This is a genomic window from Streptomyces sp. NPDC087263, from assembly GCF_044744645.1.
Lineage (GTDB): Bacteria > Actinomycetota > Actinomycetes > Streptomycetales > Streptomycetaceae > Streptomyces.
Map to the genome: position 1 here is coordinate 160,723 of NZ_JBIUYT010000015.1, position 17,442 is coordinate 178,164.

A 17,442-nucleotide genomic window follows, 5' to 3' on the forward strand; every position below is an offset into this window, starting at 1 on the left:
GTCCACCCGGTCCCGGTCCCGAGGCCACCCGGCGGTGCGTGTGCGAGATCCCGGCCCGGCCCGGCCCGTCCAGCGCGATGCAGCCGCCCGTCCAGCGCGATGCGGCCGCCCGTGCAGCGAGGCAACCCAACCGGTACAGGTACGCGGAGGAGTTGGGGTGAGAGGGAACGGGTGGCGGTGCGGATCAGGCGTTTCGGCGGGACAACTCGTCGTGCAGGTGGTCGGCCAGTTCACGGGCTGTCGGGCTCTCGAACAGGACGCGCGCGGGGAGGTCGAGCCCGGTGAGCAGGTTGAGGCGGGTGCGGACCTGGATGACCGCCAATGAGTCGAAGCCGAGGTCGGTGAACGGCCTGTCGTCGGGGAAGGCGGCCGGGTCCGGTTCGCCCAGCACGGCGGCGAGTTCGGCGCGCAGGAGTTCGTACAGCTCCGGTTTGGACATCCGTGCGGGCCAGCTCTGCCGGGCCGGAGGCAGGTGCCGCCGCACGAGGCCGCCGACGATCGGGGGCGGGGCTGCCGCCGCCGGGTCGAACAGGACCGGCACCAGCACGGGTTCGGCCGAGCCGATCGCGGCGTCGAACAGCGCCAGCCCCTGCTCCGCGCTCAGCCCGGCGATGCCGGACGCCTGCATGCGACGCCGGGCGAGGTCGGAGATCCGGTCGCCGAGACCGCCGCCCGGTTCCCACAACCCCCACGCCAGGGACACCGCAGGCAGGCCGAGCGTACGGCGGTGGCAGGCCAGGGCATCCAGGAACCGGTTGGCGGCGCCGTAGTTGGCCTGGCCCGCCTTGCCGAAGACGCCGGCGATGGAGGAGTAGAGCACGAACGCCGACAGCGGAAGGTCTCCGGTGGCCTCGTGCAGCACCCAGGCCGCGTCGGCTTTGGGCTTCAGCACGGTGTCCATGCGGGCCGGAGTCTGGGCGGCGAGCACACCGTCGTCGACCACGGCCGCGGTGTGCACGACCGCCGTCAACGGCGGATCGCATGCCGCGATCAGCTGTTCCACCACGGTGCGGTCGGCCACGTCGCCTGCGACGATCCGCACGTGCGCGCCCAGTTCGGACAGCTCCGTCCGCAGGCGCTCCGCGTTCGGCGCGGCCGGGCCGCGCCGGCTCACCAGTACGAGATGGCGGATGCCGTGCTCGCACACCAGATGCCGGGCCAGCAGGGCGCCGAGCGCGCCGGTCCCTCCGGTGATCAGCACGGTCCCGGCCGGGTCGATCGGGCGGGTGTCGCTCGGGGCCGCCCGGGTGATCCGTAGCGCGTGCGGCACGCCGTCACGGATGGCGAGTTGAGGTTCGAGGCTCCCGCCGACGAGCTCCAGTACACGCTCCGCCGACAGGCCGGCTGCCAGGTCAACAGGCGAGCTTCGTTGCGGGTGTTCGGCGACGGCCGTGCCCACCACACCGCTTACGGCCGCAGACCCGAGCCCCGAATCGGACACAGCGACACCCCCGGTGACAACGTCAACCAGCAAGACCCGCTCCGGATACTCGGCAGCCGCCGCACCCACCACACCACCGACAGCCGCGGACGCGAGGTCCGGATCGGGTGCGGTGGCATTCCTGGTGACGACGACGAGCCGGCCCGCACCCTGCCCGTGCCCTTGCCCCGGCTCGTGCCCCTGCCCTTGCCCTTGCCCTTGCCCTTGCCCTTGCCAGTCATGCAGCGCGGCCAGTGCTCGGGTCGTCAGTGAACGGACGTCGTCGCCCGGTTCGTTGACGATCTCGACGATCGTCGTCTCGCCGGTGGCCGGTACGGGTGGCAGGGCAGGCACGGGGATCCAGCGTGGACGGAAGAGCATGGTGTCCCCGGGTGCCATCGGCCTGGTGAACATCGATGCCACCCTCGCGACCGGCTCGCCCGCGTGATCGAAGATGTCGATGGCGACGGTGTCGGATCCGGTGCGGACACAGCGGATCCGTGCGTTCCGCACGCCGGGCGCGTACAACTCGACGCCGTTCCACAGGAACGGCACCCTCGCCCCGCCGCCCGGACCCTCGGCCAGCGCAGCCGCGTGCACGGCCGCGTCGAGCAGTACCGGATGCAGGCCGAACCTGCCGCCGACGCCCTCCGGCAGGCCGACCTCGGCGAACAACTCCTCGCCCCGGCGCCACAGAGCGGTCACCGCCTGGAACGCCGGCCCGTACCCGAGGGTGTCGTAAAGGCCCGCCAACTCGACCGGGTCGGCATCGGCAGGCGGCCACGTCGCGCCGTACGACTCGGGTGCCGGACCCCGCGGCCGCAGTCGGCCCGACACGTGCCGCGTCCACCGGTCGGCCGCTCGCTGCTTGGCGTATACGTCGATCCGCTCCCCGTCGACGACGACCTGGAGCTGGACATCCTCGGCCGGAGTCAGTCGCAGCGGCGCCTCGATCGTCAACTCGTCGATGCCGCCGCCCGTTGGCGGCCTGGCCCCCGCGTGCAACGCGATGTCGACGAACGCGGTCGCGGGCACGACGACCGAGTCGCCGACGACATGGTCGGCCAGCCAGCCGTGGGCGCGGACGCCGACCGAGCCGCCGTACACGATCCGTGGTGAGTCGGGGGCGACGAGGGCAGGGCCGAGCAGCGCGTGGTCGAGGCCGCCGCCGCCCGGCTGCGGGGGGTCGAGCCAGTAACGCGTGCGCTGGAAGGGGTAGGTGGGCAACGGGACCGGCCGGGCGCCGCTGCCCGCGAACACGGATCGCCAGTCGACGGCGATCCCGGCCGTGTGCACCGCGCCGAGCGCCGCCAGCAGCGCCTCACCCTCGCCGTGACCGGCGCGCGTCGCGGGTACGGCGGGGAGTACGGCGGCCGCGGCACGGCTGAGGACAGCGTCGGGGCCGATCTCCATACAGGTGGTCACGCCGGACTCGACGAGAGTGGACAGCGCGTCGGCGAACCGGACGGTGTGCCTCGCGTGCCGCACCCAGTACTCCGCCGAGCACATCTCGTCGGAGCCGGAGGGCCTGCCGGTCAGCCCGGAGACCACCGGAATTCCTGGGCGGCGGTACGCCAGGCTCTCGGCGACCTCGCGGAACTTGTCGAGCATCGGCTCCAGCAGCGGCGAGTGGAAGGCGTGGCTGACGCGCAGCCGGGTGCTGCGCCGGAACCGGCCCGCGATGGCCGTCGTCGCGGCCCCCTCGCCGGACAGCACCACGGCGTGCGTACCGTTGACCGCCGCGATCGACACCCGGTCGGCGACCTCGGCCACCAGCGGCGCGAGCTCGGCCTCGGTGGCCTCCACCGCGAACATCATGCCGCCGGCGGGCAGTTGGGCCATCAGCCGTCCACGGGCGCGGACGAGCCTCGCCGCGTCCTCCAGCGACATGACACCGGCGACGTGCGCGGCGGCGATCTCGCCGACCGAATGCCCGACGAGCACGTCCGGCCGTACGCCCCAGGACTCCAGCAGCCGGTGGAGCGCCACCTCGAACGCGAACAGGGCGGCCTGCGCGTGGTCGGTACGATCCAGCAGGTCGCCCGCCCCGACCGGTTCGTCGCCGAAGGCGATCTCCCGCACCCGGCCCCCGAGCGCCCGGCACGCCTGCTCGAACGCCTCGGCGAACACGGGGAAGCGCTCGGCGAGTTCTCGGCCCATGCCCGCCCGTTGGGCGCCCTGGCCGCTGAACAGGAAGGCGAGGTGCGCGTCGGCCCGCACCGTCGCACCAGGGCGTTCGCCGGAGGCCAGCGCGCGCAGGGCGGCCCGGTCGCCGGCATCGACCATGGCACGGTGACCGAGTGCCGTACGCCCCACCGCCAGTGTGTGGCCGACGTCGAGGTCGTCCGGCAGGTCCGGCGCGTCCAGCAGTGCGCCGGCGACGGCGCGCAGCGCGGTGCCGTCGGCGGCGCTGAGCAGCCATGGCACGGTCGGGAAATCCCGCCGCGCGTCCCGGTCCCGGTCCCGGTTCCGGTCCCAGTCCCGGTCCCGGTTTTCGGGCGGGGCCTCCTCGATGATCACGTGTGCGTTGCTGCCGCCGATCCCGAACGAGGACACCGCTGCCCGCCGGGTCCGGCCGGCCGCGGGCCACGGCTGGGCCGTGGCGAGGAGCGATACGCGGCCTGCCGACCAGTCGATCCGGGGACTGGGCCTGTCCGCGTGGAGCGAGGCCGGCAACTGCCCGTGCCGCATCGCCTCCACCATCTTGATCACGCCGGCCACGCCGGCCGCCGCCTGGGTGTGCCCGAGATTGGACTTCACCGAGCCGAGCCACAGCGGGCGGTCCCCCTCCCGGTCCCGGCCCTGGCCATAGGTCGCGAGCAGCGCCTCCGCCTCGATCGGGTCGCCCAGCGGCGTCGCCGTACCGTGCCCGTCGACCGCGTCGATGTCGGCCGCGGACAGCCCGGCATCCGCGAGCGCGGACCGGATCACCTCGCGCTGTGCGCGGGCGCTGGGCGCGGTGAGCCCGTTGGACGCGCCGTCGGCGTTCGTCGCCGACCCCCGCAACACCGCGAGCACCGGGTGCCCGTGCCGACGGGCGTCGCTGAGCCGTTCCAGCAGGACGACCCCGGCGCCCTCCGACCAGGCCGTACCGTCGGCGTCCGCCGCGTACGACCGGCAGCGGCCGTCCGGCGACAGACCGCGCTGCCTGCTGAACGCCAGGAAGGTTCTCGGCGTCGACATCACCGTCGATCCACCGGCCACGGCGAGCGAGCATTCGCCCGTACGCAGGGCCTTCGCCGCCCAGTGCAGGGCGACCAGCGACGACGAGCAGGCCGTGTCGACGGTGACGGCGGGACCGGTGAGCCCGAAGGTGTACGAGATCCGCCCGGACGCGACGGCGTGCGAGGACCCGATGCCGAGACGCCCCTCCAGCTCATGCGCCTCGAACCGGCTCGCGTAGTCCTCGTTCATGACACCGATGAACACGCCCGTACGGCTGCCGCGCAGTGTCGTGGCGTCGATGCCCGCACGCTCGAACAGCTCCCACGAGGTCTCCAGCAACAGCCGTTGCTGCGGGTCGGTCGCGAGGGCCTCGCGCGGCGAGATGCGGAACATCCCGGCGTCGAACTCGGCCGCGTCGTAGAGAAACCCGCCACGCCGGGTGGTGGAGCCGCCGATCCTGTCCGGGTCGGGATCGTAGAGGTTGGCGAGGTCCCAGCCCCGGTCGGCGGGGAAGTCGCCGGTCGCGTCGACACCGTCGCGGACGACTCGCCAGAGGTCGTCCGGTGACCGGACACCACCGGGATACCGGCAGGCCATCGCCACGATGGCGATCGGCTCGTCGAGGGCGGCGGCCATCGGTTCGTACGCCGACAATGGCGCCGACACCGACACCGATACGGGCACGGGCGCCGGAGACGACACGGGCGCCGATACGGGCTCCGGTACCGCCGGCGGCTCGGTGGCCACGAGCCGCGCGAGTTCGGCGATCAGTTCGCCGGGGGTCGGGAAGTCGTAGAGAAGCGAGTGAGGCAGGTCGACGCCGGTCAGTGCGGCGATGCGGTGCCGCAACTGCACGCCGGCCAGCGACGACAGCCCCAGCTCCGTGAAGGCGCGATCCCGCCAGCGGTCGCCGCCGTCTCCGCCATCGCCGATGGCCTCGCCGACGTCCTCGCCGCACAGAGCGGCGGTCTCCTCACGTACGAGTACCTCCAGCTCCGCCGGGCCCAACGCGCCCCGTCCCGCCACCCGTCCCGCCATGACCTTGCGCAGGGGCTTCCCCGAAGACGTACGCGGAATCGTCTCGACTCGGCGGAACTCCACCGGCACTTTGAACAGTGAAAGCCGTCGCAGGCACAGCCGGCGCAGTTCCTGGGAATCGAAGTCGTCCGCGGCGGGCACGACGAACGCCACCGGGACCTCACCGACCTCGTCGTCGGGCCGCCCGACCACGAGCACGTCACGCACGGACGGCGATTGGGCGAGTACGGCTTCGATCTCCAGCGGGTGCACCTTCTGGCCGCCGCAGCTGATCACGTCGTCGATCCGGCCGGCGATCGTGAGTCGACCGTCGTCGTCGAGTGAACCGGCGTCACCAGTCCGGTACCAGCCGTCGTCGGAGACGACAGCTGCCTGCCCGTGATAGCCCAGCATGAGTCCCGGCGTGCGTACCAGGACCTCCCCGTCCGCGATGCGGATCTCGACTCCGTGCACGGGCACCAGCCCGTTCCGCCGCCCGGTGGGCCCGCCCTCACCCGGCAACTGGACGGCGATTTTTCCGCTGGTCTCGGTGGCTCCGTAACAGTCCAGCAGCTCGGTGCCGAACAGGTCCATGACCGCGGCGCGGGTCGCCGGGCCGCAGGGCGCGCCGGCGGTGACACACAGCCGTGGCGATACGGCCAAGTCCCTCATCTCGGGTTTCTCGTGCGCGAGTTGAAGATAGGTGGCCGGCACGCCGGCGAGGACACAGCCGGGGTGCTCCGCGAGCAACGCGGCCAGGTCGCCGTCGGCGATCCGCGTGTGCGCGCCGATCGCCACCGTGCCGACGAAGGCGAACGACAGCGCGAAGCAGTGGTGCAGCGGCAACGGCCACACGATGGTGTCGTGTTCGGACAGCCCGAGCATCGGGCCGTAGCACGCGGCCGCCGACCACAGCATCGCTCGCTGTGTGGTCAGCACTCCCTTCTGCGGGCCGCTGGTGCCCGAGGTGTAGAGCAGCCAGGCCGGCTCATCCATGCCAAGGTCGTCGGCAGGCGGACCGAGATCGTCGGCAGGCGAACCGGACGCGGCGGTTGGGCGCTCCTCGACGATGAGTACGCGCAGGTGCGGCCGTCGCTCGCGCAGCCGTTGCGCCATCGCCGCGTGCCGCGCCTCGGTGATGAGCAGCGTCGCCCCGGAATCGTCCGCGTAGTACGAGAGTTCCGCCTCCGTCGAACGCGCGCTCACCGGTACGCCGACGGCGGCGGACCGCAACACGGCCAGGCAGTATTCGACGAACTCGACGCGGCTGCCGACATGGATCAGCACCCGGTCACCGCGGGCCACACCCAGTCCCGCGGCGAGCAGCCCGCTGCCGGAAAGCAGTTCCCCGTACGTCAGAGTGCGGCGACTGTCGGTGAAAGCGGGCCGGTCGGCCGGATGACCGGACAACGACGTCACCAGCGGTCGTAGGAGCTCGCCCCGAACTGGTGTCACTGCACAACCTTCCGGAATCCGGCGCGGACGGGCATGGTCTGACAATGAAAGCGATCAGTCAAATACCGCCCGAAGCGCGGGAGTTGGCACCCAAGGAGCCGGAACCGCTCGGACCGGACTCGCTGACCTGGAAGTATCTCGGCGACTGGCGCGGCCTTCTCACCGCGCTGTGGGCCGGGTCGATGCAGAACATGCATCCCGGTCTGGGCGCGGGCGTCGAGCAGCATTCGCGGTTCTTCGAGGAACGCTGGCAGCGGCTGTTGCGCTCGCTCTATCCCATCAGCGGAGTCGTCTACGACGGCCCGCACGCCCGCCGGACCGCGCTCGAAGTACGCGGTTACCACGACCGGATCAAGGGCGTCGACGCCCAGGGCCGTCGCTACCACGCGCTGGATCCCGACACCTACTACTGGGCGCACTCCACGTTCTTCGTCAGCACGATCCTGATCGCGGAGCACTTCACGGGCGGCATCGGAGAGACGGAGAAGCGCCGGCTGTTCGACGAGCATGTGCAGTGGTACCGGATGTACGGCATGAGCATGCGGCCGGTGCCGGAGAGCTGGGAGGACTTCCAGCGCTACTGGACATACATGTGCGTGGAGGTGCTGGAGGACAACAGGGCCACCCGGGAGGTGCTCGACATCGCCGGAATCGCGAGGCCGCCGTTCCTGCCGTGGCTGCCGAATGCCCTCTGGCGTCCGGTCGGCGCGCTGATCGGACGGACCTTCCTCTGGTTCACCATCGGGCTGTACGACCGGGAGGTCCGCGACCTGCTCGGCTTCACCTGGGCGGAGCGCGACGCCCGGCGGCACCGCAGGACCTGCCGGCTGATCAGCACCGTCTTCAAGCTCGTCCCGCACGACCGCCGCTACCATCCGCGGGCCCGGGCGGGTTGGCGCCGCGCCCGCGGCGAACTCGCGCCGAACGCCGAGCCGGTCGAGACACCACGCCGAAACCTCCCACCGCTGTCCGAACGCGGAAAGCCGGAGCACTACGCGCCGGATCTCCCCTAGCTGCGGGCGATGGCGTGGTCACGGCACGGACTTGCGTGTCATCGACCGGACTTGCCTGAACACCGCACGGACTTGCCCGTCAGCCCACGGCCTAGCCTGATCACCCCACGGGCTTGCCCGTCAGCCCACGGACTTGTCTGTCACCCCACGAACCTGCCCGTCACCCCACGGACTTCACCCGCAGGACAGCAAGCCCACCCAGGAGGCCGAGGACAGCCGCGGTCGGGAAGATCAGCGCGTACGAGTCCGTGCTCACCACGATCGCGCCGGCCACCGCGGGAGCCAGGATCTGCGGAGCGGTGGAGGCGAAGTTGACTACGCCCAGATCCTGGGCGTAGGAGGCGGACCGGGGCAGGACCTGGGTGATGAGCGCGGTGTCGACGGCCTCGAAGCAGCCGAAGGCCAGTGAGCCGAGGGCCGTCATGAGCAGGTATCCGGTGACGGTCGGGCTGATGAGCGGGATCAGCATCGTGCCGCCCAGCGCTGTGGCCGCACAGGCCACGAAGACCTTGCGGCGCCCGATCCGGTCGGAGACGATGCCCGCCGGGACGACCGAAAGACAGATGCAGAGGGCCGCGACACCGGCCACGACGGGGACGACGTCGACCGCGTCGTCCCCCAGCCCTATGTAGTCGTCGAGCAGGTAGAGGCTGTAGGCCTGCACGAGGAAGAAGCCGGTGTAGGTGAGGGTGCGGCTGGCGAAGGCCCACCAGAAGTCCGGGTGTTCCCTCGGGGAGACGAGGAAGGACCGCCACCCCCGCGTCCGCGTCGGATCGGGCCGGACACGGGCCACGGACCGGTTGTCGGGGTCGGGTGCGATGAACAGCCGCGTTCCGGCAAGCGCCACCGGTATCAGGCCGAGGACCAGGTAGGCGACGCCGTAGTCGGACGAGATCACCGAGCCGAGGACGGTTCCGCCGACGGAACCGAGCATCATGCCGAGACTGAGGGCGGAGCTGAACCGGCCTCGTCGTTCGACCGGCACCCGGTCGGGCAGCACGGCGGCCAGCGGCCCCTGCGCGGCGCTCAGCACGAACTCCGAGGCGACGTACAGGACGGCGAGCGTGGCCGGCGACCCGGCCCCGCCCATCCCCCACAGGAACGGAACGGCAAGAACGCTGCCGCCCACGATGAAGGGCGTACGACTCCCCGAGCGGGTGCGCGTCCGGTCGGACAGCGCTCCGGCGAGCGGCTGCGCCACCATGGCGGCGGCCGCGCCGAGAAGCGTGAACAGGCTCAGGACTCCGGCCTTGCGGTCGTCGCCCACGAGGTCCTGGACCTGGAGCGCGAGCAGCACGCCCGGCACCGCGCCGTACACGACGGAGATGCCGAACTGGGAGGTGCTGATGGACACCATCAGGCGAAAAGGCGCGGTACCGGTACGCGAACCGTCCGCGGACGCGCTACGCACCTGCGGGAGGGGAGCGGGCGAGGCAGGCAAGGCGTCTCCAACGAAGTCGAGGGATACGGCGCGGGAGGCGTGCTGTCGAGGTGCGGGGCCGTGCACTCTCGCCGGCAGGCATCCACGTCGTCGCCAGATCCCGTACCCGCGCGTCAGGCCTGCATTTCGACTACAGCGTATCCATAATGAGTCAGGCGGGTAAATGGGCGCGTAGGGACCGCTTCCGGCAAGTCGGCGGCACCCGCAAACGGGCGGCCATGATCGTCAACGGGCCGGCACCGCACTCCCGTGCCTCCCGGGCACAACGCGAAGGGCCCCACCGCGAACGGTGGGGCCCCTTCAACACTCTCCGACCGACCAGGCGACAACCAGGCGACTACTCCCAGCCGATGACCTTGAAGTCCTTGTCCACGAAGACGTGGTGCGGCCAGTTGATGCTGACGTTGTGGACCTCGTACTCGCCGCCGCTCAGTTCCACGACCCGGTTGGCGACGCCTCCGGGGACGACGGCCTGCGCGGCCTTTACCGCCTTGTCCGCCACCGTCCCGCTGAGGATGGTCCCCTCGCCCTCGGTGTAGTCCGGGATCGTGCCGACCGACTTCACCGGTGACGGCGTTCCCGGCTCGAAGGGAATCACCCCTGCCGCCGCGGAGGCCGCGACTCCGCCGTCGCCCTTGGGCTGCACGATGACCTGTGTGGCGGCGATGGTCGCGCTGTCGACCGTCCCCAGGACGAGGACGCTTTCGCCCTCCTTGACGGCCTTCGCGGTGGTGCGGTCGGTGCCCTTCGTGTACTTCGTGGTGGACGCCACGTCGACGGTCACCACCACGCCGGTCGCCGTCGAGAAGGTGAAGCCCGTCGAGGACTTGGAGTCGACGATGCCGGTCGAGCCTCCCTCGGAGGGATCAGCCACGGGGCCTCCGGTGGGCGTGGCCGTGACATCCAGGGGCGTCACGGAAGCCGCCGAGGCGGACGTGCCGCCGGCGAGTCCGGCCACCGCGCAGGTCAGTCCGGCGGCCACGATCAGCCCGCCGGTCTTCTTCGACAGAAACCGCCGTGCGTGCGACCGACGGGCTTTCACGGCCAGGGTCGCCGGGGCGGGTTCGGCGGACGACTGGCTGGTGGGGTCGTAGTCGTTCATGACGACACTCCTCATCGCTGTGGGGGGTAACTGCGATGAGACTGCTCGCCGTTCATACGAGGAGGCTGTGGGTGCCCTTAAGAACTCCTTGCAATAGTCGGCGACATCGTCACCCACTCGTTCCCCAGATTTAACGCACGACGTCTTGGCACCCATGATCTACGCGCGTAACTTGAGCCGACTCCCCACACCAGCCACTCCATGTGCCGCCCGCCGGTGGCGCGTTGCCGTTCGTGACGTACGAGGAGACAGTCGGCGTGTCCAGAACTCCACACAGCAGACCCCGTTGGCGCCATCTCGCCTACCCGCTCCTCTCGACCGGAGTGGCCGGGGCGTTCGTTCTGACCGCGGTGCCCGCGGCCTCCGCGGTGCCTTCCACCGGCGCGTTGATCACCGAGGTGTACGGCGGCGGGGGCAACTCGGGTGCGACGCTCACCCGGGACTTCGTCGAACTCGGCAACGCCGGTTCGGCGTCGCAGGACCTGTCGGGCTACAGCGTGCAGTACCTGCCCGGTACGCCGTCCGCGTCCTCCCAGTGGGGAGTGACCGCGCTCACCGGCTCCGTCGCACCCGGCAAACGCTTCCTGACAGCCGAGTCCGCGGGCACCGGCGGGACGACGGCGCTGCCCACCCCGGACGCGACCGGCACGCTCGCGATGAGCGCGACCGCCGGCACGATCGCCCTGGTCTCCGGGACCACGGCGCTCACCTGCAAGACCGCCGCGGACTGTGCGGCCGACAGCCGGGTCGTCGACCTGGTGGGCTACGGCACGGCGGTCGTCCGGGAGGGCGGCGGCCCGGTGACCGGCGCCTCCAACACCGCCTCCGTCGCACGGGCCGCGTCCCTGGCGGACACCGACGACAACGCCGCCGACCTCACCGCGGGCGCGCCCACTCCGTTCAACTCGGCCGGTGAGACGGCCGGTTCCGGCGGCGACGACGGTGGCGGTGACGACGGCTCGACCGAGCCCGGCACCGTCCGGGTCCACGACATCCAGGGGACCACCCGGCTGTCCCCGCTCGCCGGGCAGACCGTCACCCGCGTACCGGGCATCGTCACCGGGGTACGTACGACGGGCTCGAAGGGCTACTGGCTCCAGGACCCGGGGCCCGACACCGACGCCCGCACCAGCGAGGGTGTCTTCGTATACACCGGCTCGGCCACTCCGGCGGTGAAGGTCGGCGACAGCGTCCTGGCCAGCGGCAAGGTCAGCGAGTACTACCCGAGCAGCACCAGCCAGTCGGTCACCGAGATCACCACCCCCACCACCAAGGTGCTCTCCAGCGGCAACCCGCTGCCCGCGGCCGTCACCCTGGACGCCACCACCGTCCCCGACGCCTACACGCCCACCGCCGCGGGCGGCAGCATCGACTCACTCGCCCTCGAACCGGCCACGTACGCACTGGACTTCTACGAGTCCCTGGAAGGCGAGCGCGTCGCGGCCACCGACACCCGCGTGGTCGGTGCGACGACCGCGTACGACGAGGTCTGGATCACGGTGAAGCCCGCCGAGAACGCGACCCCGCGCGGCGGCACGCTGTACTCCTCGTACGACCAGCCCAACACCGGCCGTATCAAGGTGATGTCGATCGACGACACCGCCACCTTCCCCGTGGCGAACGTCGGTGACGTGCTCACGGGCAGCACGGCCGGACCGCTCGACTACTCCACGTACGGCGGCTACAACCTCCAGGCCACCCAGCTCGGCACGCTCACCGCGAAGGGTCTCAAGCCCGAGACCACGCGGAAGCAGAAGAGCACGGAGCTGGCGGTCGCCACGTACAACGTGGAGAACCTGGACGCGCTCGACGAGCAGGCGAAGTTCGACCGGCTGGCCGGCGGTGTCGCGGTCAGTCTCAACTCCCCCGACATCGTCGCCCTGGAGGAGATCCAGGACGACAACGGCGCCACCAACAACGGCACCGTCACCAGCGAGGCGACGCTGACCCGGTTCACCGACGCGATCGTCGCGGCGGGCGGCCCCCGGTACTCCTGGCGCTATGTCGCGCCGGAGAACAACCAGGACGGCGGCGAGCCCGGCGGCAACATCCGCCAGGTCTTCCTCTTCAACGCCAAGCGGGTCTCCTTCACCGACCGCCCCGGCGGCGACGCCACCACCGCGACCGACGTGGTGAAGACCCGCAAGGGCGCGCAGCTCACCTACTCGCCGGGCCGGATCGACCCGGCGAGCGACGCGTGGGACGCGAGCCGCAAACCGCTGGTGGGTGAGTTCACCTTCCGGGGCGAGCAGGTCTTCGTGATCGCCAACCACTTCCTCTCCAAGGGCGGCGACGAGCCGCTGCACGGCAGCGACCAGCCGCCCGCCCGCAGCTCGGAGACGCAGCGCAACGCCCAGGCCGCCGAGGTCAACACCTTCGTCAAGAGCCTGCTCGCCGCCGACCGGAGCGCCAAGGTGGTGGTGCTGGGTGACCTGAACGACTACGAGTTCTCGCAGACCGTGACCACGCTCACCGCCGGACGGGTGCTCACCCCGCTGATCAAGACGCTGCCCAAGGCCCAGCGCTACACCTACGTGTACGACGGCAACTCGCAGACCCTGGACCACATCCTGACCAGCCCGGCCGTCACCGCCTTCGACTACGACATCGTGCACATCAACGCCGAGTTCGCCGACCAGGCGAGCGACCACGACCCGCAGATCGTCCGGATCGACATCAGCAGGTGCGGACAGCGGTAACCCGTTCCCGTACCGAGTGTTTCGCGTGCTCAGAAATCTCTCGCCGTGCCGTCCCCGTCGTCCGGGTCCGGCACGGCGAGAGCCGTTTTCACAGCTCGCGCTAAGATTTCACCCTTTGAGGTGGGCAGGGAGCCCCCGGGATGGCTCCGGGGACGCCCGCGGGGAGCCCGCTGGGAACCAACGGGGGAATTGCACGCATGCGCGTCACCTTTCTGATCCACAACGGCTACGGCGTCGGCGGAACCATTCGCACCACGTGCAACCTCTCGGGCGCGCTCGCCGAGTTGGGGCACGACGTGGAGGTGGTGTCGGTATTCCGCCACCTCAGGACTCCCCGCTTCACCTACGACAAACGCGTACGCCTGCGTCATCTCGTCGACTCCGACAAGAAGAGCGCCGGCTACGAAGGCGGACTCCCCGAATTCGCGCTCCCTTCCGCCGACTTCCCGCGCGGCGATCACCGGTACCCCGAGTACAGCGCGCTGACGGACCGGCGCATCGCCGAGTTCCTGGCCGACCTGGACACCGACGTCATCGTCGGCACCCGCCCCGGACTCAATGTGCAGATCGCCCGCCAGGCCCCGGCCACCATCATCAGAGTCGGCCAGGAACACCTCTCCCTCGGAGCCCACAAGCAGCGGCTCAAACTCACTCTGCGTCGCGACTACCGCCGGCTCGACGCGGTCACCACCACCACCCGCGCCGACGCCGAGGCGTACCGCCGGCAGATGTGGCTCCCGGGCGTACGGGTGACCGCACTGCCCAACAGCGTCCCCGATCCGGGCCTCGCCCCCGCCGACTGCTCCGCCCCGCAGATCGTCGCGGTCGGCCGGACCGCCCCGGTGAAGCGCTACCCGGACCTGATCAGGGCCTTCGCCCAGGTCGCGGAGCGGCGCCCCGACTGGGGGCTGCGGATCTGCGGGGTCGGACCGCAGGACCGCGAACTGAAGTCGCTGGTGGGCGAGTTGGGGCTCGCCGACAAAGTGACCTTCCTGGGCAACGTCACCCCCGTCGAACCCGTGATGGCCAAGGCGTCGATCCTGGTGATGTCCTCACGGATGGAGTCCTTCGGGATGTCCCTCGTCGAGGCCATGCGAGTCGGCCTGCCCGTGGTGAGCACCGACTGCCCGCACGGCCCCCGCGAGATCATCACCCACGGCGTGGACGGCCTGCTGGTGCCGCCGGGCGACATCGACGCCCTGGCCGGCGCACTCCTGGAGCTGATCGACGACGAGCCCCGGCGCCGGCGGATGGGCCGGGCGGGGCTGCTGAAGGGCGCACGCTACGACCCCGAGCCGATCGCCGAACAGTGCGCGGCCCTCTTCCAGGAACTCCTGGACGCACGCGCCACCGGCCCCACCGCCCCTCCCCAGCCCGCCACCGTCCTCCTGCGTGCCACCGCACACACCGCCGCGGAACTCGCGGGCGTGACCGCCACCCGGGCGCGCCGAGTGCCGGGCGCCCTGAGGCGACGACTGAGCGCCCGCCTGGGAAGGCCTTCCAAGGGGCAGCAGGCCACGGTCCGCGACTCCGAGTAGCCCCTCCAAGAACGTCGTCGGTGACTCACAGGATCGCTCTCACGGGTGTGCGATAGGTTCCCCGCCATGACCGATCCCAGACCCCTCGCCTGGCCACCTGCCCCGATCAGGACCGAGCGGCTCGTGCTCCGTGAGGCCGAGGGCCGGGACCGTGCGGCGGTCATCGAGCTGTTCACCTCGCCGGAGGTGAACGCCTATCTCGGTGGCCCTCGACCGCGTGCCGAGCTCGAACGGACGGTGCCCGAGGTACCCGGGCGGCGTCCTGGCTTCTTCGTGGTCGAGCTCGACGGAACGACGATCGGCACGATCCAGCTCGACCCGCACGCCCCCGAGCATCCGGGCCACCGCCGTCTTGCGGCCGGGGAGACCGAGCTCGGCTACCTGTTCCTGCCACAAGCATGGGGACACGGGTACGCCACCGAGGCGTGCGCGGCGGCACTCGACTGGTTCGCCGACGCGCTTCCCGGCGCGCCGGTGGTGCTCTACACCCAGACCGCCAACGCCCCCTCGATGCGCCTCGCGGCGAAGCTCGGGTTCACCGAACTGGAGCGATTCGAGGCGTACGACGCCGAACAGTGGTTCGGCATATGGTCCTCGGCCACACAGCCCGGTTGAGCCACGTCGCGTCTTGAGCCACGTCTCGCCTTGAGCCACGTCGCGCCTTGAGCCACGTCGCGTCAGGGCACGCCCGGACAGGACCTAACCGATCGTCACCGTCTTCTCCACCGTGACCTGGTCGATGTCCGACGTCCGCACGGTGGCCTTCATCGTCCAGGTGCCGGCCAGCGGAAGGGTCAGGCCGTCGGTGGCCCAGTAGCCGCCCTTGTCCGTGAGCTGGGCGTCGATCGGGCCGACGTCCTGCTTCGGCAGGGTGAACGTCAGACGCAGTTCGGGGACGGTCGCGAGGCCGCCGTCGGGACCGTAGACCACGGCCTGGACGGAGTTCTCGCCCACCCGGCCGGGCGCCAGATCGATCTGGACCTTGCCGCGCCCGCCGGGGGTACCGACGTCGAAGGGGATCAGTGTCGTCGAGCCGGTGGGCTGGTCGGCGGCCACGGTCACGGCCGCCGTCTCGGTGGCAGCCCGCCCCGGCTGGGTACCGGTCAGCACGGTGGTGATCACCAGCACGACGATCCCGACGGTGACCTCGGCAAGCACGGAACGCCGCAGCGCCCGCCGGTACGCATCGGGCTCGCCCCCCGGGGGTTTTACGTCCTCGGGGGAGACGTCAGCCCGTACGCCCGCGGAGCCACCCGGAGCCCCCACCACCTCCGGCACCCGCTCCACCGCAGACACGGACACGGCCACGGCCACCGGCTCCGGCACCGCCAACCGCCCCGTCCAGCGCCGGGAATACCCCGCCCCCGCCAGCAGAAGCAGCACCGCGCACAGCTTGACGAGGAGGATGCGGCCGTACGACGTCGAGGTCAGGGCGTCCCAGGAGCCGAGGCCGCGCCAGGACTGGTAGACGCCGGTGACGGTGAGGACGGCGACCGAGGTGAGGGCGAGCCGGGAGAAGCGGGTGACGACGGCCGCGGGGACCGGTTCGGCCGGGCGGTGGAGCGCGACGAGCAGGGCGGTCAGACCACCGAGCCAGACGGACATGGCGAGCAGGTGCAGTACGGAGGAGACCATCGCCACCGGGACCTGGATCCCGGCGGACGCGTGCTCGGCGGCGGCCCAGGTGACCGCGAGGCCGAGGGCGAGCAGCCCGCCCAGTGCCCACATGGGCCGCCCCCGCTCCCGTACTCGTACTCGTACTCGTACTCGTACTCGTACTCGTACGGGATAGAAGGCCACCGCCCCCAGCAGCGCAAGACGGGCCACCAGCGCCACCCCGGGCCTGCTCGTCAGCGTGTCGCGCAGAACCGCCGGATCGAAGGCCGCCCCGAGTCCGCTGCCCCGCTCGTACGGTCCGCGCAGGAGCACCAGGACGAGGGTGGAGACGAACAGGGTCGACCAGCCGCCCACCAGCAGACGGCGCACGCTGCCCGGGAACCCGCAGGCCAGCACGAAGACCGCGGCGCCGATGAGCACGGCGAGGCCGCCGTAGGCGACGTAGCGGGTGATGTCGTAAAGGTTGCTCGCGAGGGTGTCCTCGGCGGAGGCGGTGGGCAGGACGGCGGCGGTCGCGGTGGCTTTGCCGATGGAGAAGGTGAAGGCGCCGGAGACCGGGTGGCTGTCCGCCGAGACGACCCGCCAGGCCACGGTGAAGGTGCCCGTGCCCATGGCGTCCGGGAGGCTCACGAGGGCGGTGTTGGAGCGGTCGCCCGCGTGGGTGGGCTTGCCCGTGTGGACGCGGGCGTTGTCCGGGGTGATCACGCGGAAGGAGTCGTCGAGGAGGCCGACGGACTCGGTGAACGTCAGCGTGATCTGGGTGGGGGCCTCCTTCATCACGCTGCCGTCCTGCGGATCGGTGCCCTTCAGCGCGGCATGCGCGGACGCGCCGCCCACCCCGCCGAAGAGCACCAGGACCAGCACGGAGCCCAGCAGCGCCAGCCCCCGGACGATGTACCGCCGCGCTCGCTGTCCGCTCACGTACCGTCTCCGTATCCGCATGTCCTCGCCGCGACCCGCATTCCCCCGGTCTCG

General features: G+C 71.2%; 8 protein-coding genes. 4 read left to right on the forward strand and 4 right to left on the reverse strand.

The window, feature by feature from the left end; all coding sequences use genetic code 11:
- Positions 1-184 precede the first annotated feature (184 nt).
- On the reverse strand, positions 185-7,057 hold the full coding sequence (locus ACIPC1_RS37210; RefSeq protein WP_402525468.1) for a type I polyketide synthase: 6,873 nt from the start codon (positions 7,055-7,057) through the stop codon (positions 185-187).
- A 44-nt stretch (positions 7,058-7,101) separates the two neighbouring features.
- Between ACIPC1_RS37210 and ACIPC1_RS37215 the strand changes: the two genes are divergently transcribed.
- Positions 7,102-8,070 carry an oxygenase MpaB family protein gene (locus ACIPC1_RS37215; protein ID WP_402525471.1) on the forward strand — a complete coding sequence of 323 codons (969 nt, stop codon included), beginning with the start codon at positions 7,102-7,104 and terminating at the stop codon, positions 8,068-8,070.
- A gap of 160 nt (positions 8,071-8,230) precedes the next feature.
- Here the strand turns inward: ACIPC1_RS37215 and ACIPC1_RS37220 are convergent, their stop codons facing one another.
- A complete protein-coding gene (locus ACIPC1_RS37220; RefSeq protein ID WP_402525474.1) occupies positions 8,231-9,427 on the reverse strand; it encodes an MFS transporter in 1,197 nt (398 codons plus the stop codon).
- 421 nt (positions 9,428-9,848) lie between these two features.
- Positions 9,849-10,613, reverse strand: coding sequence for a hypothetical protein (locus tag ACIPC1_RS37225; RefSeq protein WP_402525477.1), 765 nt, complete (start codon positions 10,611-10,613; stop codon positions 9,849-9,851).
- Between the two features lie 257 nt (positions 10,614-10,870).
- On the opposite strand from ACIPC1_RS37225, the gene ACIPC1_RS37230 reads away from it, so the two are divergent.
- From ACIPC1_RS37230 to ACIPC1_RS37240, 3 genes are all read left to right on the forward strand, one after another.
- On the forward strand, positions 10,871-13,312 hold the full coding sequence (locus ACIPC1_RS37230; RefSeq protein WP_402525480.1) for an endonuclease/exonuclease/phosphatase family protein: 2,442 nt from the start codon (positions 10,871-10,873) through the stop codon (positions 13,310-13,312).
- 197 nt (positions 13,313-13,509) lie between these two features.
- Positions 13,510-14,850 (forward strand): glycosyltransferase family 4 protein, encoded by a 1,341-nt coding sequence (locus ACIPC1_RS37235; protein WP_402525482.1) that lies wholly within the window; start codon positions 13,510-13,512, stop codon positions 14,848-14,850.
- A gap of 66 nt (positions 14,851-14,916) precedes the next feature.
- Entirely contained in the window at positions 14,917-15,465 is a 549-nt protein-coding gene (locus ACIPC1_RS37240) for a GNAT family N-acetyltransferase (RefSeq protein WP_402525485.1), read from the forward strand.
- Positions 15,466-15,549: 84 nt separating this feature from the next.
- Here the strand turns inward: ACIPC1_RS37240 and ACIPC1_RS37245 are convergent, their stop codons facing one another.
- The gene (locus ACIPC1_RS37245) at positions 15,550-17,409 is read right to left on the reverse strand and encodes a copper resistance CopC/CopD family protein (RefSeq protein ID WP_402525487.1); all 1,860 of its coding nucleotides are present in this window, start codon (positions 17,407-17,409) and stop codon (positions 15,550-15,552) included.
- Positions 17,410-17,442: the final 33 nt, after the last annotated feature.